The organism is Streptomyces sp. NPDC006552 (assembly GCF_040611655.1).
Classification (GTDB): Bacteria; Actinomycetota; Actinomycetes; order Streptomycetales; family Streptomycetaceae; genus Streptomyces.
In genome coordinates this window covers 57,092-78,499 of record NZ_JBEXOS010000032.1, presented here as the reverse complement: position 1 = coordinate 78,499, position 21,408 = coordinate 57,092, and the positions used below count along the sequence as shown (strand labels likewise).

Annotated in this window: 14 protein-coding genes, 3 tRNA genes and 2 pseudogenes; 10 read left to right on the top strand and 9 right to left on the bottom strand. The window is 71.2% G+C overall.

All coding sequences use genetic code 11. The features are described 5' to 3' along the window. Positions 1-36 precede the first annotated feature (36 nt). A pseudogene (locus ABZY33_RS19880) lies at positions 37-1,071 on the top strand (rod shape-determining protein); the annotation flags it as partial. Between the two features lie 1,006 nt (positions 1,072-2,077). Continuing rightward, positions 2,078-3,559 (top strand): GAF domain-containing protein, encoded by a 1,482-nt coding sequence (locus ABZY33_RS19875; RefSeq protein ID WP_356492908.1) that lies wholly within the window; start codon positions 2,078-2,080, stop codon positions 3,557-3,559. 1,084 nt (positions 3,560-4,643) lie between these two features. On the opposite strand, the gene ABZY33_RS19870 is transcribed toward ABZY33_RS19875, so the two are convergent. The 3 genes from ABZY33_RS19870 to ABZY33_RS19860 all read right to left on the bottom strand — a co-directional run bounded on the left by ABZY33_RS19870 (position 4,644) and on the right by ABZY33_RS19860 (position 8,145). Next, positions 4,644-6,134 carry a DEAD/DEAH box helicase gene (locus tag ABZY33_RS19870; protein WP_356492907.1) on the bottom strand — a complete coding sequence of 497 codons (1,491 nt, stop codon included), beginning with the start codon at positions 6,132-6,134 and terminating at the stop codon, positions 4,644-4,646. A gap of 358 nt (positions 6,135-6,492) precedes the next feature. Further along, entirely contained in the window at positions 6,493-6,696 is a 204-nt protein-coding gene (locus ABZY33_RS19865) for a cold-shock protein (protein WP_033176054.1), read from the bottom strand. Between the two features lie 309 nt (positions 6,697-7,005). After that, on the bottom strand, positions 7,006-8,145 hold the full coding sequence (locus ABZY33_RS19860) for a helix-turn-helix domain-containing protein (protein WP_356492906.1): 1,140 nt from the start codon (positions 8,143-8,145) through the stop codon (positions 7,006-7,008). 132 nt (positions 8,146-8,277) lie between these two features. On the opposite strand from ABZY33_RS19860, the gene ABZY33_RS19855 reads away from it, so the two are divergent. Together ABZY33_RS19855 and ABZY33_RS19850 are read left to right on the top strand one after the other, a co-directional pair. After that, positions 8,278-9,288, top strand: a complete 1,011-nt coding sequence (locus ABZY33_RS19855) for a ferredoxin reductase (protein WP_356492918.1) — start codon at positions 8,278-8,280, stop codon at positions 9,286-9,288. Positions 9,289-9,295: 7 nt separating this feature from the next. Then, a complete protein-coding gene (locus ABZY33_RS19850) occupies positions 9,296-10,414 on the top strand; it encodes an acyl-CoA desaturase (protein WP_356492905.1) in 1,119 nt (372 codons plus the stop codon). A gap of 55 nt (positions 10,415-10,469) precedes the next feature. Here ABZY33_RS19850 and ABZY33_RS19845 read toward each other — a convergent pair. After that, a pseudogene (locus ABZY33_RS19845) lies at positions 10,470-10,781 on the bottom strand (AraC family transcriptional regulator); the annotation flags it as partial. 153 nt (positions 10,782-10,934) lie between these two features. On the opposite strand from ABZY33_RS19845, the gene ABZY33_RS19840 reads away from it, so the two are divergent. Next, entirely contained in the window at positions 10,935-11,168 is a 234-nt protein-coding gene (locus ABZY33_RS19840) for a type II toxin-antitoxin system VapB family antitoxin (protein WP_356492904.1), read from the top strand. Beyond that, positions 11,165-11,572 (top strand): PIN domain nuclease, encoded by a 408-nt coding sequence (locus ABZY33_RS19835; RefSeq protein ID WP_356492903.1) that lies wholly within the window; start codon positions 11,165-11,167, stop codon positions 11,570-11,572. The genes ABZY33_RS19840 and ABZY33_RS19835 overlap by 4 nt, the downstream gene beginning before the upstream one ends. Before the next feature lie 211 nt (positions 11,573-11,783). On the opposite strand, the gene ABZY33_RS19830 is transcribed toward ABZY33_RS19835, so the two are convergent. From ABZY33_RS19830 to ABZY33_RS19820, 3 genes are all read right to left on the bottom strand, one after another. Beyond that, positions 11,784-11,860, bottom strand: a tRNA-Ile gene (locus tag ABZY33_RS19830). A 197-nt stretch (positions 11,861-12,057) separates the two neighbouring features. Beyond that, positions 12,058-12,130 (bottom strand) — tRNA-Asn (locus tag ABZY33_RS19825). Positions 12,131-12,135: 5 nt separating this feature from the next. Further along, positions 12,136-12,208, bottom strand: a tRNA-Asn gene (locus ABZY33_RS19820). Between the two features lie 146 nt (positions 12,209-12,354). Between ABZY33_RS19820 and ABZY33_RS19815 the strand changes: the two genes are divergently transcribed. From ABZY33_RS19815 to ABZY33_RS19800, 4 genes are all read left to right on the top strand, one after another. Next, entirely contained in the window at positions 12,355-12,657 is a 303-nt protein-coding gene (locus ABZY33_RS19815; RefSeq protein WP_356492902.1) for a YtxH domain-containing protein, read from the top strand. 72 nt (positions 12,658-12,729) lie between these two features. Then, entirely contained in the window at positions 12,730-14,160 is a 1,431-nt protein-coding gene (locus ABZY33_RS19810) for an FGGY family carbohydrate kinase (protein ID WP_356492901.1), read from the top strand. 107 nt (positions 14,161-14,267) lie between these two features. After that, positions 14,268-16,007 carry an ABC transporter ATP-binding protein gene (locus tag ABZY33_RS19805; protein WP_356492900.1) on the top strand — a complete coding sequence of 580 codons (1,740 nt, stop codon included), beginning with the start codon at positions 14,268-14,270 and terminating at the stop codon, positions 16,005-16,007. Then, positions 16,007-17,935 (top strand): ABC transporter ATP-binding protein, encoded by a 1,929-nt coding sequence (locus ABZY33_RS19800; protein ID WP_356492899.1) that lies wholly within the window; start codon positions 16,007-16,009, stop codon positions 17,933-17,935. The genes ABZY33_RS19805 and ABZY33_RS19800 overlap by 1 nt, the downstream gene beginning before the upstream one ends. A gap of 123 nt (positions 17,936-18,058) precedes the next feature. On the opposite strand, the gene ABZY33_RS19795 is transcribed toward ABZY33_RS19800, so the two are convergent. After that, positions 18,059-19,315: an RNA polymerase sigma factor gene (locus ABZY33_RS19795; protein ID WP_356492898.1), complete on the bottom strand. Its 1,257-nt coding sequence runs from the start codon at positions 19,313-19,315 to the stop codon at positions 18,059-18,061. A gap of 156 nt (positions 19,316-19,471) precedes the next feature. Further along, positions 19,472-21,373 carry a DNA primase gene (gene dnaG, locus ABZY33_RS19790; RefSeq protein WP_356492897.1) on the bottom strand — a complete coding sequence of 634 codons (1,902 nt, stop codon included), beginning with the start codon at positions 21,371-21,373 and terminating at the stop codon, positions 19,472-19,474. Between the last annotated feature and the right edge of the window lie 35 nt (positions 21,374-21,408).

Sequence of the window (21,408 nt, the reverse complement as noted above, 5' to 3'; positions counted from 1 at the left end):
GTCCGCCCACGGTCTGTGCTCTCGGGAGGATCTGCCATGACCGCCAGTCTGGAGCAGCTGATCCGCTGCCACTTCGCCGTCGACCTGGGTGCCGCGCGCACCCGCGTCTATGTGAAGGGAGTCGGCCTCGTCGTCGACGAGCCGAGCGCGGCGGCGGTCAACACCCGCACCGGCGCCCTGATCGCGGTCGGCGAACTCGCGGAGCGGATGACCGGCCGCACCCCCGGCCACATCCGTGTGGTGCGCCCCGTCTCCGGCGGCTGCGTCGTCGACATCGACATGGCCCAGCGGATGCTGCGCCATCTGATCGGCGACAAACTCCGGCGCACCCTGCGCCGCAAGCCCCGGCTGCGCGCGGCGGTCTGCACCCCGCACGACATGGACCCGCTGGCCCGGCGCGCCATGATCGAGACCCTGGTCGGACTCGGCGCGCGCCGCGTCGAGTGCGTCGACACCCTGGTCGCGGCGGCCGTCGGCTGCGGCCTGCCGGTCGAGCAGCCGGAAGCCACCATGATCATCGTGAGCGGCACGGCCACCACGCAGATCGCGGTGCTCTCGATGGGCTCCATCGTGACGGCGGTCAGGGTCCCGGTCGGCGGCGACGCCATCGACCACGCGGTCATCCAGCACCTGCGCCAGCAGCACGCGCTGATGCTCCCGTCGCAGACCGTACGTCCCTTGCAGGTCACCCTGAGCGGCAACGGCCTGACCACCCAGGGCCCGGACCGCACCGAGGTCCACGGCCGCGACGCGACGACGGGCCGGGCCCGCTCGGTGCAGGTCGAGACGGCGGCGGTCCGCGACGCGATCCACGCCCCGCTCACCGCCGTGCTCGACGGCATCAGCAAGGTGCTGCGCGAGTGCCCGCCCGATCTCGTCGCCGACCTCGCGGAGCGCGGCATCATGATGGTCGGCGGCTCGGCCCGGCTGCCCGGCCTCGACGCGATGCTGAGCGAGGCGACCGGTATGCCGGTGCGGGCCGCGGAGCGTCCTGATGTCTGTGCGGTGCGGGGGCTGGGGGCGATGATGGAGGGCCGGATCCAGCCGATGGTCCTGGACCCGGCGGCCACACCTGGTGTGGGCCTGGGGGCCGGTTCGGGGGCGGGCCCGGGGGTGGACCCGGCGGCGTTCTCCTCGGCACCTGCGGCCGGCCCGGGGGCGGCCCCCTCGGCAGGGCTGGCCTCGGGGCCCTCCGCCTCGGCGGTCGGCCCGGGGGTGGATCCGGCGGCGTTTTCCTCGGCGCCCCCGGGGACGGACCCGGCGGCCGGCCCCACGCCGGGCACCTCGTCGGCCGGCCCGGGGCAGCCCCCCGCGGCAGGCCCGTCAGCGAACCGTTGGGCCGGCCAGACACTGAATTCCCCGGCGGGCCACCCGGCCGGCCCGACGCCGAACCCCTCGGCGGGCGCAGGGCTGGACCCCGCGGCCGAACCGTCAGCGAACCTCTCGGCCCGCCCGTCGGCGGATCCGTCAGTGGGCCCTTCGGCCAACCCGCCGGGTGCACCGTCGGCCAACCCGTCGCCGGACGCCCCAAAGGGGCGGAGGCTGGGCCGGTGGTGGGGCAGGGCGTCTGCGAACCCCTCGGCCGGACCGTCGGCCACCCCGTCGCTGAACCCCCCGGCGGGCTCCCCGACGGGCCACCCGGCCGGCCCGAGGCTGGACCCGCCGCACGGCTCGCCGGCGAACCCTTCGGCCAACCCGTCGGCCAACCCATCGCTGAACCCCCCGGCGGGTTCATCGGCCGACCCAAGGCTGAACGCGTCAGTGAACCCGTCGGCCAACCCGACAGCGGCCCCGCCCGCCACCCCCTCGCCGACCCCTCCGGCCCGCCCGTCGATGGACCCCTCCGCCAATCCGCCGGCGAACCCCCCGGCCACCCCGCCGGCGGCCCCCTCCACCGAGCCGTCCCCCAACCGGTCATCCGACTGACCCCCACCAGCACCAGAACCAGCACTGGCGCCCGGCACCAGCACCGACCGGCCGCACCAGACCGGCACCAGCACCAACCCGGCCGCACCACATTCCCACCAACCAGTCACACTGGCCCCGCACCCGCAAGACCGTACGAGGCGGACCCCCGATGACCGCAGCGCCGCGCGAACCCGTCCCTCCCGCCGGGCTCTCCGTCCTCCTCGACGCCGTGCTGGACATCGGCTCGGAGCTCGAACTGCGCCCCACCCTTCAACACCTGGTGGAGAGCGCCGTCGCCCTGACCGGCGCCCGGCACGGCGTCCTCGGGGTCCTGGACCCCGGCCGCGGCGGCCTCGTAGCAGCGGTCGGCACCGGGGACGGCCCGCCCGGCCTGCCGCCGGACGAGGACCCGGACACGGTCGTGCACGGCCCGGACACCCTGGCCGTCCCCGTCCACGTACAGCAGACCGTCTTCGGCCGCCTGCGCCTCACCGGCAAGCTGCCCGCGCCGGGCCCGGGCGGCTTCACCGACGACGACCTCGACCTCGTGCGCATCCTCGCCACCCAGGCGGGAATCGCCATCGGCAACGCCCGTCTGTACGAGACCGCCCGGCAACGCGAACGCTGGATCGAGGGCGCCGCCGCGGTGACCACCGCACTGCTCACCGGCCGCCCCGGGGATGCTTTGACGACGGTGGCGGAAGAGGCCAGGCGGCTCGCGGGCGCCGAGGCCGGGGTGGTTCTGCAGCCCACCGAGGCGGGCGGGATGGAGATCGTGGCGGCCGCCACGACGGACGACCCGGCGACCCTGCTCGGCGCGACGATCCAGCCCGGCAGCGCGGTCCTCACCCAGCTCCTGACCGGGGAGCCGGTCTTCATCGACGACTCGGCGACGGACCCGCGGATGACCACCGAGGTACGGTCCCGGTTCGGCCCGAGCATGATGCTGCCGCTCCAGGCGGCAGGCCGGCTGATCGGCACGCTGGCCCTGCCCCGCGGCCCCGGTGCGCGGCCCTACACCTCCGTGGACCACCTGCTGGCCACCCAGTTCGCCACCCAGGCGGCCCTCGCCCTGGTCCTGGCCGAGGCACAGGCCGGCCGTGAGCGGCTCGCCGTCTTCGAGGACCGCGACCGCATCGCCCGCGACCTGCACGACCTGGTCGTCCAGCGGCTGTTCGCGACGGGCATGATGCTCGAATCGACGCAGCGCCGCACGCGGGCGCCCGAGGTGCGCGAGACGCTCTCGCACGCGGTGGACGAGCTGGAGTCGACGATCCAGGAGGTCCGCACCACGATCTTCGCCCTCCAGCAGCCACCCGCCGACGCCCCCACCACGTTCCGCGGCAAGGTGCTCCGGGAGACGGCGGGCGCCGCCGCGATCCTCGGATTCATGCCGTCGGTGCACTTCACGGGCCCGGTCGAGACCGCGCTCGACGAGGCGGTACAGGGCGGGCTCCTGACGCGGCTGCGGCGGGATCTGGCGGTGGCCTCACGCCGCACGGCGGTCTCCCGTATCGACATCACGATCGACACCCGGGCAACTCTCCCGGACGGCAGACCCGGGGTACGTCTGACGGTGACGGACGACGGCACCCGAGAGGAAGGGGAAGAGCCGACGGCAACGGCGACGGAGTGGCACGCCCCGCTCTGATCCCCACCTGGACCCCGGCGCGACCGCAAGTACTCGTGTGCTGGTTGTCCGCGGTCATCGCACGTCTCTGCCACGCACGTCGAGGGGCCCGGGCGCATGGTCGCGCCCGGGCCCCGAAGGAACTGTTACACCATCTGCCGGCCTTGCTCGTGCGCCGGCCTTCTGTGTCCGCCGTCCCGAGTGAACTGCCGTCGGGGATGCGGGGATCGCGGTTGCTTGACCTCAGACCACCTCACGTTCGATGTCCTGCGGTACCCGGGCTCCATACATCGACCCGGGCGATCCTGATGGCGCCTGCTCCTCCGTTCTGTCCCTCTGGGATGAATCACTTACCTACTACTGGTGTCGCGGTGTTGCGTACTGCCGACGGCCTGTCCCAGCGCCACCTTTTCGACAGCCAGCCCCGTTGCCCGTCCTGCATCTGCTTGTGGCTTGGAACCCCACTGCCGAACCTCCCGGTGCGCGCGCCCGCAGCCGACGCCTTCACCGAGGTACCGCTCACGTGCTTGCACTGCGGTCCTGCACACGGCACTTACTGATACCGCACCAGCTCTACTGCTGTGGCGCCCCTGAGCACTGCGGGCAACCCGGTCCGGCAGCCAGCCCCGTCACCGTCCTGCGAAAACCCTGGCTCCGGAACTCCACCACCGCACCGTTCTGCGTACTGCACTTACTGGTACTGCTGCCCGGCAGTTCGTCTCTGCCGGGCCTTGCTCGATCTCGACTACGAGAGAAACCATAACCACGGCACCACCCAATGTCTACTCCCGCCAACACAGATTTTCGTTCGAACCGAAGGAAGGACTTCGATCCGGAGGAAGGACTCTGGCCTCGGCCGCCGAGGAGCGTGCCGGAGGCGCAGTGCCGGAGTGACGAGAGAGGCGCGCTGGGGGTACTGGGCAGACCGGCGCTGTTCTGAACGTGCTCGGAGTAGGCGAAAGCCCCTTGCCGCGAAAGCGTCAAGGGGCGCTGCGAGCTACGCCGTTCGCGTCGCTACGCACTATGGCTGCGCCGCAGGCGGGATAGACGCTCGCCGGGCGGAGCCGCATCCGGACCAGCGTCGACACGCGCCTCCTACAGAGGCTCAGGCCGCCGCATCGAAGGCGGTCTGTCGCGCCGCTGCGCGCCGGGCACCAGAGGCGCGGCTTCGTCGGCCGCGGGAGGTGGCGGTGCGGGCGCGCCGTTCGGCGACCGGTGCGGTGATGACGACCGGGACGCCGGAGGGACTCTGGGCGCCGGTGATCCGGCTCAGGGCTTCCTCGCCGGAGCGGACCTGGGTGGTGAGCGCGGTGATGCCCGCGACCGCCATCAAGCGCGTCATCTCTCGACGCTGGTTGGGCATGACCAGGGTGACGACGCTGCCGGACTCGCCCGCCCGTGCGGTGCGGCCGCCACGGTGCAGGTAGTCCTTGTGGTCGGTCGGCGGGTCGACGTTGACGACGAGGTCGAGGTTGTCGACGTGGATGCCGCGCGCGGCGACGTTGGTCGCGACCAGCACGGTGACGTGGCCGGTCTTGAACTGGGTCAGGGTGCGGGTCCGCTGGGGCTGGGACTTGCCTCCGTGCAGCGCGGCGGCCCGTACGCCATTGCTGAGCAGGTGTTCTGTCAGTCGGTCGACGGCGTGCTTGGTGTCGAGGAACATGATCACGCGGCCGTCGCGCGCCGCGATCTCCGTCGTCGTCCGCTGCTTGTCGGCGCCGTGGACGTGCAGGACGTGGTGCTCCATCGTCGTGACCGCGCCGGCCGAGGGGTCGACGGAGTGGACGACGGGGTCGGTGAGGTAGCGGCGGACCAGCAGGTCGACGTTGCGGTCCAAAGTGGCGGAGAACAACATCCGCTGCCCCTCGGGGCGTACCTGGTCCAGCAGGGCGGTGACCTGCGGCATGAAGCCCATGTCGGCCATCTGGTCGGCCTCGTCCAGGACCGTGATCGCGACCTGGTTCAGGCGGCAGTCACCACGGTCGATGAGGTCCTTCAGCCGGCCGGGGGTGGCGACGACGACCTCGGCACCGGTCCTCAGCGCATTGGCCTGACGGCCGATGGGCATACCGCCCACCACCGTCGCCAGGCGCAGCTTCGCCGCGCGGGCGTACGGGGTCAGTGCCGTGGTGACCTGCTGGGCCAGCTCGCGAGTGGGAACGAGGACCAGGGCCAGCGGCTGCCTGGGCTCGGCGCGCTGCCCCGCAGTACGGGCCAGCAGGGCCAGGCCGAAGGCGAGGGTCTTGCCGGAGCCGGTGCGGCCGCGGCCCAGGACGTCACGGCCGGCGAGGGTGTTGGGCAGCGTCGCGCCCTGGATCGGGAACGGGACCTTCATCCCTTCGGCGCCCAACGCGGCCAGCAGCGGGGCGGGCAGCTCCAGGTCCGCGAAAGCCTCGACCGCGGGCAGCGCCGGAGTGGTCGTCTTCGGCAGGGCGAACTCGCCCTGCACCGCGGCGGGACGGCGGCCGCCGTAGCCCGAACGGGCGGAGAAGCCGGAACGGGCGGGAGCGCCGGTACGGCCCGTGCGGGGGGCACCGCTCCGGCCACCGGTACGGGTGCGGGAATAGCGGTCGTTCGTGCGAGTACTGCGGTCCATGCGGAACCTTCCTCGATGCGGCACGTATCGAGGAATTCCCATGCCGGGTATTCGCGAGAACGGGCCGAAGAAAGCGAGCGGAGCCGTGCCGCGAGAAGCGCGGACAGGGCTCGCGGAGAGAGTGTCGCGCGAGTGCGTCAAGAACGCCGGGTAACGGCGGACGGCTTATCGGCGACAGGGGGCCGGGCGGGCGCTGAGTGCGGTCGGATCCGCCGGGCCGGACAGGGGCGGTCGGCGCGAGGCGCCGCCGCCGCTCACACTGAAGGGTCGCGAGGCGACGCGGAGTGTGCGGGGGAAAAACAACGAGCTGGGGCCCGCACCCCAAGGTGCGGGCCCCAGCTACGTATACGCGTCAGCGTCAGGCGGGAACGATGTTCTCCGCCTGGGGGCCCTTCTGGCCCTGCGTGACGTCGAAGTTCACCTTCTGGCCTTCCTGAAGCTCGCGGAAGCCAGAGGCGGCGATGTTCGAGTAGTGAGCGAAGACGTCAGCGCCGCCACCGTCCTGCTCGATGAAGCCGAAGCCCTTTTCCGCGTTGAACCACTTCACGGTGCCAGATGCCATATTGAATCTCCTTTGGGGCAGTGCCCGGAACCACACTGTGCGGTTCCGGAGTCGCCGCGATGATTGCCCCGACCGGATAATCGGCGGAAATACAAAGCGCTTCCTGCGGGCGAAGATGCCTGCGAGGGAAGCGCTTGAATTTTTGCGAACCAAGACTGCAACTGAGATCGACAGTAGCACGCCACAGCGGCCCCCGCACGTGAGCACATTGCACTCGGTACCCGGCGATTAAAAACCCTTACCTATAGGCGCAGAAAATTCTCACCCATCGGCCACAGATTTTCCCCGCGTGGACGGCCGGTCAGCGCGTCAGCCGACCCGGAGACCGATCGCGAGCGTCAGTTCGAGGACCCGGTGCGGCGACCCGAGATCCGGAAACACATCCCGCAGCTGTGACATCCGGTACCGGACGGTCTGGGGATGGACGAACAGCGCCGCCGCCATCTCGTTGCGCCTGCCGTGGTGCAGCAGCCACGCTCGCAACGTCTCCTCCAGCCGCCGCGCGGTCGCGGCGGGCAGGGTCCGCAACGGCGCGAGGGCCCGGGCACGCAGGTCTGCGAACGCGTCCGCGTCGGCGCTCAGCACCAGCTCGGGCAGGTGGTCCTCGGTGTCGCGGACATCAGAGGGGAGGGAGCGCGCGCGGACGGCTCGTGCGTACGAGGCGGACGCGCGAGTCCACGGCCGGGCCGGGCCGACCACGGCGGTGCGCCCGGTCAGCTTCCGCAGGAGATGTGACCGGTCGGCGTCGGGGACGAGCAGTACACCGAGGGCGTCCGGCAGGTCGTCGAGGACGAGCGTGCCCGGGTCGAGCACGCGGCAGGCGGGCCGGGCCTGGGCGGCGGGCAGCAGGACCGCGGTCAGCGTGACCGGGGGCTGCCATCCGGCCCGTTGCGCGGCGGCCCGCAGTACGTCCGGGCTCGCGCCGGCGAGGAGGTCACGGACCAGTTGTTCCAGGTGACGCTCGTGAGCCCGGCCCTGGGCGGCGAGTTCGTCGGCGTGGCCCGCGGCGCTCGCGGCGGACAGCTCGTCGATGTAGGCGAAGGTCAGTTCGGCGAACTTGGCGACCTCGGCGGCGGGCAGACCCGCGGGCACGGCGCCCGCGGCCAGACATCGCCAGGCCACGCGGGCGCCGACGCGGTAGGCGCTGAGGAGAGCGTCCATCGAACGGCCGTCGCGCACCTCACCGCGCCCCAGCTCGTAGGCCGCGTCACCGGCGTCACCGCCCGTGGCGTTGCCGCTCGCGAGGTCCAGGTAGTGCCCCAGGGCGGTACGGACGGCTCGGCGGATGGTGCCGCCCATGCGGCCCGAAAGAGCGTTGGCGTAGGAAGGGACCTCGTCGATGATCGCTTGGACGACCTCGTCGGCGGTGCCCTTCACCGTGGCCCGCAGTGCGGTGGTGGTCGTCTCGTCCAGAGCCAGTTCGGTGGCCCTCCGGATTGCATGGTTCATCATCTTGTTCCCTGCGAACAATCCAGCCGGTCAATTTCACGTCTTGCGGACAGGACTTTATGCCCTGCGGCGCACCAAGCTGGAACCATGACGAGTGCAGCCCTCCGCAGCAGGGCCTGGAAACTGCTGGAGATGGTCACGACCCCGCTGCTGCCGTCGGACTACCTCGACCTGGTCAGCCCGCTGCGTGCGGGCGCCGACCTGCGTGGACGCATCGAGGCCGTGCGCCCCGAGACGGGTGACGCCGCGACCGTCGTGATCAGGCCGGGACGGGGTTGGCGCGGTCACCGGGCCGGTCAGTACGTGCGGATCGGGGTCGACGTCGACGGGGTGCGCCTGTGGCGCGCCTACTCGGTCACCTCGCCGGCGGACCGCCGGGACGGCCGCGTCACGATCACCGTGAAGGCGATCCCCGACGGCAAGGTCAGCAATTACCTGGTCCGCAGGGCGGAACCGGGCACGCTGATCCACCTCGACCAGGCGACCGGTGACTTCGTGCTGCCGCGGACCAAGCCCGCCAAAGTGCTCTACCTGACGGCCGGCAGCGGCATCACGCCGGTGATGGGCATGCTGCGCGACACCGAGTTCGACGACGTCGTCATGGTCCACTCCGCGCCCCGGCCGCAGGACGTGATCTTCCGCAAGGATCTGCACGGCCTGGTCGCGGCCGGGAAGCTGCACCTCACCGAGGTGCACACCGACACCGACGGCCCGCTCGACCTCGCCCGTCTCGACGAACTCGTGCCCGACTGGGCCGAGCGCGAGACCTGGGCCTGTGGGCCCGCAGGTTTGCTTGACGCCGTCGAGGAGCACTGGAGTGAGTACGGCGTCCACGAGCGCCTGCACACCGAACGCTTCCGCCCCACCGTCGTCGTCGCCGGCGAAGGCGGTGAGGTCACGTTCAGCGCCACCGGCAAGACCGTCGACGCGGACGGCGCGACGCCGTTGCTGGACGTCGGCGAGGAGGCCGGCGTGCTCATGCCGTCCGGCTGCCGCATGGGTATCTGCTTCGGCTGCGTCACGCCGCTCAAGACCGGCGCCGTCCGCGACCTGCGCACCGGCGAGATCACCGAGGCCGAGCCGGGCGTCCTCATCCAGACCTGCGTGTCCGCCGCCGCGGGCCCCTGTGACATCGAACGGTAGGAGCAATTTGACCGCCATCGACCCCACCGCCCACCTGACCGCGGAGCAGATCGAGGAGCTCGGCCGCGAGCTGGACGCGATCCGCGACGAGGTGATCGCCGGCCGCGGCGAGAAGGATGCCGCCTACATCCGCAAGGTCATCGCGGCGCAGCGCACGATCGAGCTGGTCAGCAGGGGCGTACTGCTGTTCTCGGTCTTCCCGCCCGCGTGGCTGCTCGGCACCGCCGGCCTGTCCGTGGCGAAGATCATGGACAACATGGAGATCGGCCACAACATCCTGCACGGCCAGTGGGACTGGATGCGGGACCCGAAGATCCACTCCACCACCTGGGAGTGGGACCACGTCTCGCCGTCCGAGCAGTGGAAGCACTCGCACAACGAGCTGCACCACACGTACACGAACGTGATCGGCAAGGACAACGACCTCGGCTACGGCATCATGCGCGTCGACGAGGACCAGCCGTGGCACCCGCTCCACCTCGGCCAGCCACTGTGGAACTTCGTCAACGCCTGCTTCTTCGAGTACGGCATCGCCGCCTACGACCTGGAGCTCGGCAAGAACCTGGACAAGCGCGGCCGCAAGAACCCGGAGTTCCGCGCGCGGGCCAGGGCCGTGGGCCGCAAGATCCGCAAGCAGGTGCTCAAGGACTACGTGATCCATCCGCTCGTCTCGGGCCCGTCGTTCCTCACTACGCTCACCGCCACGTTCACCGCGAACCTGGTCCGCAACATCTGGTCCCACTCGGTCATCATGTGCGGGCACTTCCCCGAGGGCGTGCAGGTCTTCGAGCGCCGGTCGATCGACGGCGAGACGCGCGGCCAGTGGTACCTGCGCCAGATGATGGGCTCGGCGAACATCAGCGGCAGCAAGGCCATGCACTTCATGACCGGCAACCTGTCGCACCAGATCGAGCACCATCTGTTCCCGGACCTGCCCAGCAACCGGTACGCCGAGGTCGCGGTGAAGGTGCGCGCGCTGTTCGAGAAGTACGAGCTGGAGTATGTCACCGGGTCGCTGCCCAAACAGGTGCTCTCCGCGTGGCACAAGGTCTTCCGGCTCTCGCTGCCGAACAAGAAGCCCCGGGTCAGCATGCCGAACCGCGAGCGCGAGCTCGTCGCGGCCTGACTCCGGTCCCTGTGAGCTCCGCGGCGGGCGACCGCGGCCTCCGCCGGTGGCGCCGTCACGGGCGGGGGGCGGTGTCGCCGGCCCCGAAGGCGGCCGGAGTGAGACCGGTGCGGTCGCGGAAGAAGCGGCCGGAGTTCGCGGTATCGGTGAAGCCGAGGTGGACGGCCACGGACCGGGCGTCCCATCGGACGTTTCCCGGCAGGCGCCTGGCTTCGAGCAGGCGAAGCTCGTCGATGAGTTCACGCACCCCCTTGCCGGTGGCTTCCCGGGCGGCGCGGCGTCGCGTCGTCCAAGAGGTGACGCGGCCACGGTCGTCGTAGGTGAAAGTGAGTGGCCGGTCCGCGGAGTCGAGGGCCTGGGCCAGGTCGCCGGTCTCGGAGTAGGTGTGGTGCGGTGTCGGTGGTTTGCGCCCTCTCAGCGATCGGGTCGTGTCTGCTCCTGCGCGGTGAACCCCGCCCGGGAATGTTGGTGATGCATCGTCGTTATGTACGTCATGGACTCTTGGTGAGGGGTGGCTGGTATGTCTGTTACCCAGATTGATCTCGATGACGAGGCGCTGGCCGAGGCGATGCGGCTCATGGGCGTCTCGACGAAGAAAGAGACGGTCAACGGGGCTCTGCGGGACTACGTGGCGCGCATCAAGCGGCTGGAGGCTGCCGAGAAGCTGGCCGCGCGGGGTGAGCGGGGCGAGTTCGAGGCTGCGGCTGCGGCGCATGCGGCCGCGAAGCGCGCCCGGCGGGCAGCCTTCGAGTGATCACCTACCTCCTCGACACTTCCGCCCTGTGGCACCTCTTTCGCGCCCCAGGGGCGTTGGCGCCCTGGGAAGGGCACATCGCCGCCGGCGTGTTCCATATCTGTGAGCCCACGAGGGCGGAGTTCCTCTACTCGGCCACAGGTCCGGCCCACCGCGACGAGTTGGCCGAAGAGCTGGATGCCCTCTGCCGGTTCTCGCCGGTTCCCAAGAACGCGTGGCGCTGGGTGGAGACCGCGCAGTACAAGCTCACCCAGCAAGGGCAGCACCGCGCCTCCGGAGCCATCGACCTCTTGGTGTGTGCGACGGCGATCCATCACGGTCACACGGTGCTCCACGTGAACAACGACTTCGTCACGGTGGCGGAAACGCTCAAGGAAGTGCGGCAGCGGGACGTACGCCGCTGACTGCTGGCGGGAGCGATCGGGGCTCTCCCCGCACCTGCCGGGACGGCCCCGCACGAAGCACCGCAGCCCGCCCGCAGGCTCCGCTCCCCCTTACCCAGGAGAGCGAACAAGCGCCCACGCGCCGAACGGGTGACAAGTGGGCCGTCACCGTTTCCGTGACGGCCCATCAGGTTACGTACGACCTGGTCGCATCGTTTCTGCGCCACGAGTGTGGTGGGGCGGGTGGGACTCGAACCCACGGCCGACGGATTATGAGTCCGCTGCTCTAACCGGCTGAGCTACCGCCCCGTTACGGCGCGCCGCGCACATGTGTGCGCGCCGTCTGCCGCAGCATAGCCGCTCATACGATCTCCTGCCTCGAATGGTCGGCTCTGCACGACCTTGAGGACCGCGTGGGCGCGTACATGGTTCCACCAGGCAGGGAACAGACCGGCGACAGACAGGAACGAGCCCTCCGGAGGGTCTCCGAAGGGCTCGTTCCACCGCTCTCCCGACTGGACTCGAACCAGTAACCTGCCGGTTAACAGCCGGCTGCTCTGCCAATTGAGCTACAGGAGATCGAGCTCCCCCGACTGGACTCGAACCAGTAACCTGCCGGTTAACAGCCGGCTGCTCTGCCAATTGAGCTACAGGGGATCGCTTCATTGCTTCGAACGCACCTACCTGGGTACTTGCCAGGCGGCGGGCGCTCGCTGCGACACATACATTAGCGCAAGCAGGGGGGTGCTCCGCCAATCGGTATCTCCTCAGTGATCACGACTAGCTACGGAAGGGTGGCCGTCATGCGCTACCGGCTCACATTCATCGCCGGTCTTGCCCTCGGTTACGTACTGGGGACGCGCGCCGGGCGCGAGAGGTACGAGAAGCTGAAGAAGGCCGCTCGCGAGGTCTCCCAGAACCCCGCCGTGCGCAACACCGCGGAGTCGGCGGCGCAGCAGACCAGGACGTACGCGGGCAAGGCCTTCGCCTCCGTGAGCGAGAAGGTCGAGGGCCGGGTCCCGGAGTCCGTGGCGGGCCGAGTCCGCTCGCTGCGGGAGCGCGGCGGTCCGGGCGCGAGCGACGACTGGGGCACGAGCAACACCTGACCGGGCGGGGCGCGCGGGGCGCCGCGGACACCGCGGTACGGCGGGCCGCGCCGGTGCGGCAGACTTTCCGTCATGGGGATAGTCGCCGGGCTGGACAGTTCGCCCGATTTCACGCGCATTGTGGTCTGTGACGCCGACACCGGGGCCGTGCTGCGGCAGGGGTACGCCCCGCACCCGCTGGACCCGGTGGAGGGCGGCGGACGCCCCTCGGACGTCGACCCCCAGGCCTGGCTTCTGTCGCTCGGCGAGGCCGCGGGCGGCGGGCTGCTCGAAGGGGTCCAGGCCATCGGGGTCTCCGCGCAGCAGAACGCGCTGGTGCCGCTGGACAGCAAGGGCAACACGGTGCGTCCCGCGCTGGTCGGCGGGGACAAGCGGGCGCAGGCGGCCGCCGCGGATCTGATCGACCGGCTCGGCTCGCGCGAGGCGTGGGCCGACGCCGTCGGCTGCGTCCCGCAGGCGGCGCAGCCCGTGGCCAAACTGCGGTGGCTGGCGCGGACCGAGCCGGAGCAGGCCCAGCGGGTGGCGGGACTGCTCCAGGCCCACGACTGGCTGGTCTGGCAGCTCCTCGGCCGGCCCGCGCGGCGCACGACGGACCGCGGCGGCGCCTCCGGCACCGGGTACTGGTCGGCGGCGACCGGCTCCTGGCGGCCCGATCTCGTGGAGCTGGCCCTCGGCCGTCAGGCCGTCCTGCCGGAGGTGCTCGGCCCGGGTGACGCGGCGGGGACCACCCCGGAGGGGCTGATCATCTCGGCCGGGACCGGCGAGACCATGGCCGCCGCCTTCGGGCTCGGCGTGCGGGCCGGGGACGCGGTGGTCTCGCTCGGCGCCTCCGGTTCGGTGATGGCCGTGCACCATGAGGCGCTGGCCGACTCCAGCGGCGCCATCACCTCCCTCGCCGACGCGACGGGGTTGCACCTGCCCGTCGTCCATACGTCGAACGCCGTGCGGGCGCTGCGCGGGACGGCCGAGATGCTGGGCCTGGACGGCGGCCCCGAGGAACTGTCCGAGCTGGCCATGAAGTCGACGCCGGGCGCTCACGGGCTCGTCCTCCTGCCGTATCTGGAGGGCGAGCGGACGCCGCAGCTGCCGCACACCGCCGGGACGCTCAGCGGACTGCGGCGGGAGTCGATGCGGCCCGAACACCTGGCGCGGGCCGCCTTCGAGGGCATGGTGTGCGGGCTGGCCGACGCCATGGACGTGCTGCGCGGGCGCGGGGTCGCGATCCGGCGGGTCTTCCTGCTCGGGGCCGCGGCCGAACTCCACGCCGTACAGGCCGTCGCGCCGATGCTCTTCGGGGCACAGGTCGTGGTGCCGCAGCCCGCGGACTACGCGGCGATCGGCGCGGCCCGGCAGGCCGCATGGGCGCTGAGCGGGCAGTTGCCGCAGTGGCAGGGCGCGGCCGCGCAGGTCTTCGAGGCGGGCGAGGAGGCGCCGGTCGGGCAGGCGGTGCGCCAGCAGTACCGGGCGGTGCGGGAGCAGATCCACCCCGGCGCGTTCTCCTAGGCCGGTTTTGGAGTGCTCTTGGGTTAATCGGTTGAGGTAACGCGGGGGGAGTGTCGGACGATGGGGATCCATGCGTCCTGCCGACCGCCGACACCGAGAGACCGAGCGTGCTCATACGACTCCTGCGGACCCACCTCGCTCCGTACAAGAAATCCATCGGGCTGCTGGTGCTGCTGCAGTTCCTGCAGACCTGCGCCGCGCTGTACCTGCCCACGCTGAACGCGGACATCATCGACAACGGTGTCGTGGACGGTGACACCGGCTACATCCTGGAGTTCGGCGCGCTGATGCTGGGCGTCACCGTCGTCCAGGTGGTGTGCAACACCGGCGCCGTCTTCTACGGCGCGCGGACCGCCGCCGCGCTCGGCCGTGATGTGCGCGGCGCCGTCTTCGACCGGGTGCAGTCCTTCTCGGCGCGGGAGGTCGGCCAGTTCGGGGCGCCCTCGCTGATCACGCGGACCACGAACGACGTGCAGCAGGTCCAGATGCTGGCGCTGCTCTCCTTCACCTTGATGGTGTCGGCGCCGATCATGTGCGTCGGCGGTGTCGTGATGGCCCTCGGGCTCGACGTGCCGCTGTCGGGCGTGCTGCTCGCGGTGCTGCCCGTGATGGCCCTCGTGCTGTCGCTGATCATCCGCAGGCTGCGGCCGCTGTTCCGGTCCATGCAGGTCAAGCTGGACACCGTGAACCGGGTGCTGCGCGAGCAGATCACCGGCAACCGCGTCATCCGCGCCTTCGTCCGCGACGACTTCGAGCGGGGCCGGTTCGGCGCGGCCAACCGGGACCTCACGGAGACCTCGCTCGCGACCGGCCGGACCATGGCACTGATGTTCCCGTTCGTCATGACGATCGTGAACATCGCCTCGATCGCCGTCGTGTGGTTCGGCGCCCACCGCATCGACGGCGGCAACATGCAGATCGGCGATCTGACCGCCTTCCTCGCCTACCTCATGCAGATCGTGATGAGCGTGATGATGGCCACCTTCATGTTCATGCAGGTGCCGCGCGCCGAGGTGTGCGCCGAGCGCATCCAGGAGGTCCTCGGCACCGAGTCGAGCGTCGTCCCGCCCGCCCCGGAGAGCGCGGTACGTGAACTGCGGCGCCACGGCCACCTGGAGATCCGCGGCGCGGACTTCGGCTACCCGGGCGCCGAGGAGCCGGTGCTGCGCGGTATCGACCTGGTCGCGCGGCCGGGCGAGACCACCGCGATCATCGGCTCGACGGGCAGCGGCAAGTCGACGCTGCTCGGCCTGGTGCCCCGGCTCTACGACACCACGGCCGGCGCCGTGTTCGTCGACGGCGAGGACGTGCGCGGGATCGACCCCGTCCTGATGGCGCGGACCGTCGGGCTCGTCCCGCAGAAGCCGTACCTGTTCTCCGGGACCGTCGCCTCGAACCTGCGCTACGGCCGGCCCGACGCCACCGACGAGGAGCTGTGGCACGCGCTGGAGGTGGCGCAGGCCAAGGAGTTCGTCGGCCGGCTGGAGGGCGGGCTCGAAGCCCCCATCACCCAGGGCGGGACCAACGTCTCCGGCGGCCAGCGCCAGCGCCTGGCCATCGCGCGCACGCTCGTGCAGCAGCCGGAGATCTACCTCTTCGACGACTCCTTCTCCGCGCTCGACTACGCCACCGACGCCGCGCTGCGCCGGGCGCTCGGCGCCGAGACCGCCGAGGCGACCGTGGTGATCGTGGCCCAGCGGGTCGCGACCATCCGCGACGCCGACCGGATCGTCGTCCTCGACGAGGGCCGGGTCGTCGGCGAGGGCCGCCACCACGAACTGATGGCCGACAACGAGACCTACCGGGAGATCGTCCTCTCCCAGCTGACGGAAGCGGAGGCCGCCTGATGAGCGGGCCGATGGCGGCGCGGATGGCGGCCGGTGCGCCCGGTTCGCGCTCGATGGACTTCAAGAACTCCGGCAAACGGCTGCTGAAGCGGATGGCGGCGCACCGGCCCGCGGTCCTCGCCGTGCTGGTGGCGGTCGTGATCAGCGTCGGCCTCTCCGTGGTGGGGCCGAAGATCCTCGGCCACGCCACCGACCTGCTCTTCGGCGGCATCATCGGCGGCAGGCTGCCGGCCGGGCAGACGAAGGAACAGGTCATCGCGGGGCTGCGGGCCAAGGGCGAGGGCGGCATGGCCGACATGCTCGGCGGCGTCGACTTCACCCCCGGCCAGGGCGTCGACTTCGACGCGATCGGGCAGGTACTGCTGCTCGCGCTCGCGGTGTTCGCGGTGGCGGGCTTCGCCATGATGATCGGCACCCGGCTCGCCAACCGGGTCATCAACCTGGCCGTGGCCGAGCTGCGCCGGGAGATGCAGGCCAAGCTGGCGCGGCTGCCGCTGTCGTACTACGACCGCCAGAAGCGCGGCGAGGTGCTGAGCCGGGCGACCAACGACATCGACAACATCGGGCAGACGCTCCAGCAGACGATGGGGCAGATGCTCAACTCGCTGCTCACCATCGTCGGCGTCCTCGTGATGATGTTCTGGATCTCCTGGCTGCTCGCGCTGGTCGCGCTGGTGACGGTGCCGCTGTCGGTTCTCGTGGCGGCGAAGGTCGGCAAGCGCTCGCAGCCGCAGTTCGTGCAGCAGTGGCGGACGACCGGCGTCCTGAACGCGCACATCGAGGAGATGTACAGCGGCCACAACCTGGTGAAGGTCTTCGGCCGCCAGCAGGAGTCGGCCGCGCAGTTCGCCGAGCAGAACGAGGCGCTGTACGAGGCCGCGTTCAAGGCGCAGTTCAACAGCGGCATCATGCAGCCGCTGATGTTCTTCATCTCGAACCTGAACTATGTGCTGGTCGCCGTGGTCGGCGGGCTGCGGGTGGCCTCCGGGTCGCTGTCCATCGGGGATGTGCAGGCGTTCATCCAGTACTCGCGGCAGTTCTCCATGCCGCTCACCCAGGTCGCCTCGATGGCCAACCTCGTGCAGTCGGGTGTCGCCTCGGCCGAGCGGATCTTCGAACTGCTCGACGCCGAGGAGCAGTCGGCGGACCCCGTCCCCGGCGAGCGGCCGGCGGACCTGCGCGGGCACGTCGGGTTCGAGCACGTCGCCTTCCGCTACGACAAGGACAAGCCGCTCATCGAGGACCTGTCGCTGACCGCGGAGCCGGGTCACACGGTCGCCATCGTCGGCCCGACCGGCGCGGGCAAGACCACGCTGGTCAACCTGTTGCTGCGGTTCTACGAGGTCACCGGCGGCCGGATCACGCTCGACGGCGTGGACATCGCGCGGATGGACCGTGACGAGCTGCGGGCCGGGATCGGCATGGTGCTCCAGGACACCTGGCTGTTCGGCGGGACCATCGCGGAGAACATCGCCTACGGCGCCGCGAAGGACGTGACCCGCGAGGAGATCGAGGCGGCGGCGAAGGAGGCCCACGCGGACCGGTTCATCCGGACGCTGCCCGAGGGGTACGACACCGTCATCGACGACGAGGGGTCGGGGGTCAGCGCCGGTGAGAAGCAGCTCATCACCATCGCGCGGGCCTTCCTGTCCGACCCGGTGATCCTGGTGCTCGACGAGGCGACCTCCTCCGTCGACACGCGGACCGAGGTGCTCATCCAGAAGGCGATGGCCCGGCTGGCGGCGGGGCGGACCTCGTTCGTCATCGCGCACCGGCTTTCGACGATCCGCGACGCGGACACGATCCTGGTCATGGAGAGCGGGGCCATTGTCGAGCAGGGCTCGCATGATGACCTGGTTGCCGCGGGCGGGGCGTATCAGCGGCTGTACGAGGCTCAGTTCGCGCAGGCCGTCGCCGAGGTCGACTAGGCGCCGTAGGGGGCTGCGGTGAGCTGTCGTGTGCCGGTCCGTCGGGGCTGGTCGCGCCCGCGCGGCGGAGCCGCGTATCGGCACAGCCCCGCGCCCCTGTCGGCTCGCCCCTTCGGGGCTGCCTCAGTCCAGGTAGCCCCTCAGCTGGTCCGCGAAGGCGTGGTCCCTGAGTTTGTTCAGGGTCTTCGACTCGATCTGGCGGATGCGTTCGCGGGTGACGCCGAAGATGCGGCCGATCTCCTCCAGCGTGCGGGGGCGGCCGTCGGCGAGGCCGTAGCGGAGCTGGACCACCTTGCGCTCGCGCTCGCCGAGGGTGGAGAGCACGGCCTCCAGGTGCTGCCTGAGCAGGAGGAACGCCGCCGATTCGACGGGGCTGGCCGCGTCGCCGTCCTCGATGAGGTCGCCGAGTGCCACGTCGTCCTCCTCGCCGACGGGGGCGTGCAGCGAGACCGGCTCCTGCGCGAGCCGCAGGACCTCGCTGACGCGCTCCTGCGGCAGGTCCAGGTGGGCGGCCACCTCGTGCGGGGTCGGCTCGTACCCGCGCTCCTGGAGCATCCGGCGCTGCACGCGCACGACCCGGTTGATCAGCTCGACCACGTGCACCGGGACCCGTATCGTCCGCGCCTGGTCGGCGAGGGCGCGGCTCATGGCCTGGCGGATCCACCAGGTCGCGTACGTGGAGAACTTGTAGCCGCGGGCGTAGTCGAACTTCTCGACCGCCCGGATGAGGCCGAGGTTGCCCTCCTGGACCAGGTCGAGCATGGTCAGGCCGCGGCCCACGTACCGTTTGGCGACCGAGACGACCAGGCGCAGGTTCGCCTCGATCAGGCGGCGCTTGGCCATCCGGCCCATGACCACCAGCCGGTCCAGGTCGAGGGCGAGCCGCGAGTCCAGGTCGCCGGCGTGGGTGAGCTTCTCCTCGGCGAACAGGCCCGCCTCGACGCACCGCGCCAGCTCCACCTCCTCCGCCGCGGTGAGCAGCGGGATGCGGCCGATCTCCCGCAGGTACTGGCGGAACAGGTCGGAGGAGGGGCCGCCGGTGTCCGCGCGGGGGCCGCGCACCGGCTCGGCCGGCTCGGGTTCGTCCGCCGCCCCGGCCGCCGGGGCTCCCTCGGGGTGGTGGGCCACCCGGCTCTGCGGCGGGAGAGCCCCGCCGTCCATGTCGCCTTCGGGGTCGGCGAGGGCCTGCGCTGTGCTGTCGCTCTGACTGAGGGTCTGGCTCTGCACGGGGGCGACCTCCAAGGTGATCGCGGCTGAGGCGTGCGGCAGGGGGGCGGGGACGGCGGCCGCGCCGCTGTCCTTCCCGAACGCGATGAGCGGAACCGCGGGGGTGTCGGGCCCGGGGTCCGGGCTCCGGCCGCGCTCCGAGGACTCAGGCACCGCACCCAGTGTGGAGTACGACACACTGCCGCCACGAGGGGCGTGCGGTGACTTTCTGAGTCCGGTGCGTGACCGCACGGTTACCGAACTGTACGAGTGCCCGCTCTGCCCGGCCCCGATCGGGCCGAAACGGCGCGCGGCAGCGCGGCCCGGCGCCTACAGCGCCTGCGCGCCCCGCTCGCGCAGCGCCTGGTCGTACTGCTGGAGCACCCACAACTCGTTCTGTACGGTCGCCAGTTGCGCCGGGTCGCCGCCGGAGCCGAGGCGGGTGAAGGTGCCCTGGACGTCGCGGATGCGACGCTCGACGGCGCGGCGGCGCACGGTGACGAGCTGCTCCCCCGCGTACGCCTCGTCGACCGTTTTGCGGTGGATCGCCTCGACGGCCAGCTCGGTCACCATCGCCCGCACCGCGTTGTCCGGGGCGGCCTCCCGGACCCGCACGAGGTACTCGTGGGGGTCGGCGATGCCCTGCTCGGCGCCGCCCGCCTCCAGGACGGCCTGGCGCACGGCGGCGTACGGGGCGGCCGTGAACTCGTCGATCCCGTAGGCGTCGAAGGCCGGGGAGACCAGCTGCGGGTACTGGAGCGCCAGTTTGAGCAGCTCGCGCTCGGTCGCGTAGACCGGGTTGCGCAGGGTGAGCGCGGGGCCGCCGAAGGCGGGGGCGGGCGCGGCGGGCGCCGGGTCCTGGCGGCCCCGGCCGGTGGGGGCCGGGCCCTTGCCGCCGCGGTCGCGGGCCCAGCGGCCCAGCTGCGCGACGCGCTTGACGACGAACTGGGTGTCGAGGATGCCGAGCATGCCCGCGAGCTGCACGGCGACCTCGTGCTGCGAGGCGCTGTTCTTGATGCGGGCGACGACCGGCGCGGCCTCGTCGAGGGCGGCGGCGCGGCCCGCCGGGGTCTCCAGGTCGTAGCGCGCGACGATCTGGCGCAGCGCGAACTCGAAGAGCGGGGTGCGCGGCTCGACCAGGTCGGCGACGGCCTCGTCCCCCTTGGCCAGGCGCAGGTCGCAGGGGTCCATGTTGTCCGGCGCGATGGCGATGTACGTCTCGGCGGCGAACTTCTGGTCGTCCTCGAAGGCGCGCAGGGCCGCCTTCTGGCCGGCCGCGTCGCCGTCGAAGGTGAAGATCACCCGCGCCGAGCCGTTGTCCATGAGCAGCCGGCGCAGGATCTTGATGTGGTCGCTGCCGAAGGCGGTGCCGCAGGTGGCGATGGCGGTGGTGATCCCGGCCAGGTGGCAGGCCATGACGTCGGTGTACCCCTCGACCACGACGGCGCGGGAGGTCTTGGCGATCTCCTTCTTGGCGAGGTCGATGCCGTACAGGACCTGCGACTTCTTGTAGATCGGGGTCTCGGGGGTGTTCAGGTACTTCGGGCCGTTGTCGTCCTCGCGCAGGCGGCGGGCGCCGAAGCCGACGACCTCGCCGCCGATGTCGCGGATCGGCCACATCAGGCGGCCGCGGAAGCGGTCGATGGGGCCGCGGCGGCCCTCCTGGGAGAGCCCGGAGAGGGTCAGCTCCTTGTCGCTGAAGCCCTTGCCGCGCAGGAAGCGGGTGAGGTGGTCCCAGCCCGCCGGGCTGTAGCCGACGCCGAAGTGGGCGGCGGCGGCCTGGTCGAAGCCGCGCTCGGCGAGGAAGGCGCGGCCGATCTCCGCCTCCGGGGACTCCAGCTGCTCGGCGTAGAACTGCGCGGCGGCCTTGTGCGCCTCGACCAGGCGGATGCGCTCGCCGCGCTGGTGGGAGGGGTTGTACCCGCCCTCTTCGTAGCGCAGGGTGATGCCGGCCTGGCCGGCCAGGCGCTCCACGGCCTCGGAGAAGGTGAGGTGGTCGACCTTCATCACGAACGTGATGGTGTCGCCGCCCTCCTGGCAGCCGAAGCAGTGGAAGAACCCCTTGCTCGGGCTGACCTGGAAGGACGGGGACTTCTCGTCGTGGAAGGGGCACAGGCCCTTCAGGTTCCCGCCGCCCGCGTTGCGCAGTTGCAGGTACTCGGAGACCACGGCGTCGATCGGGACCGCGTCCCGAACCGCCTTCACGTCCTCGTCATTGATCCTGCCTGCCACGCGTGAATCCTACGGCCCGGCGCCGACACTCCCGC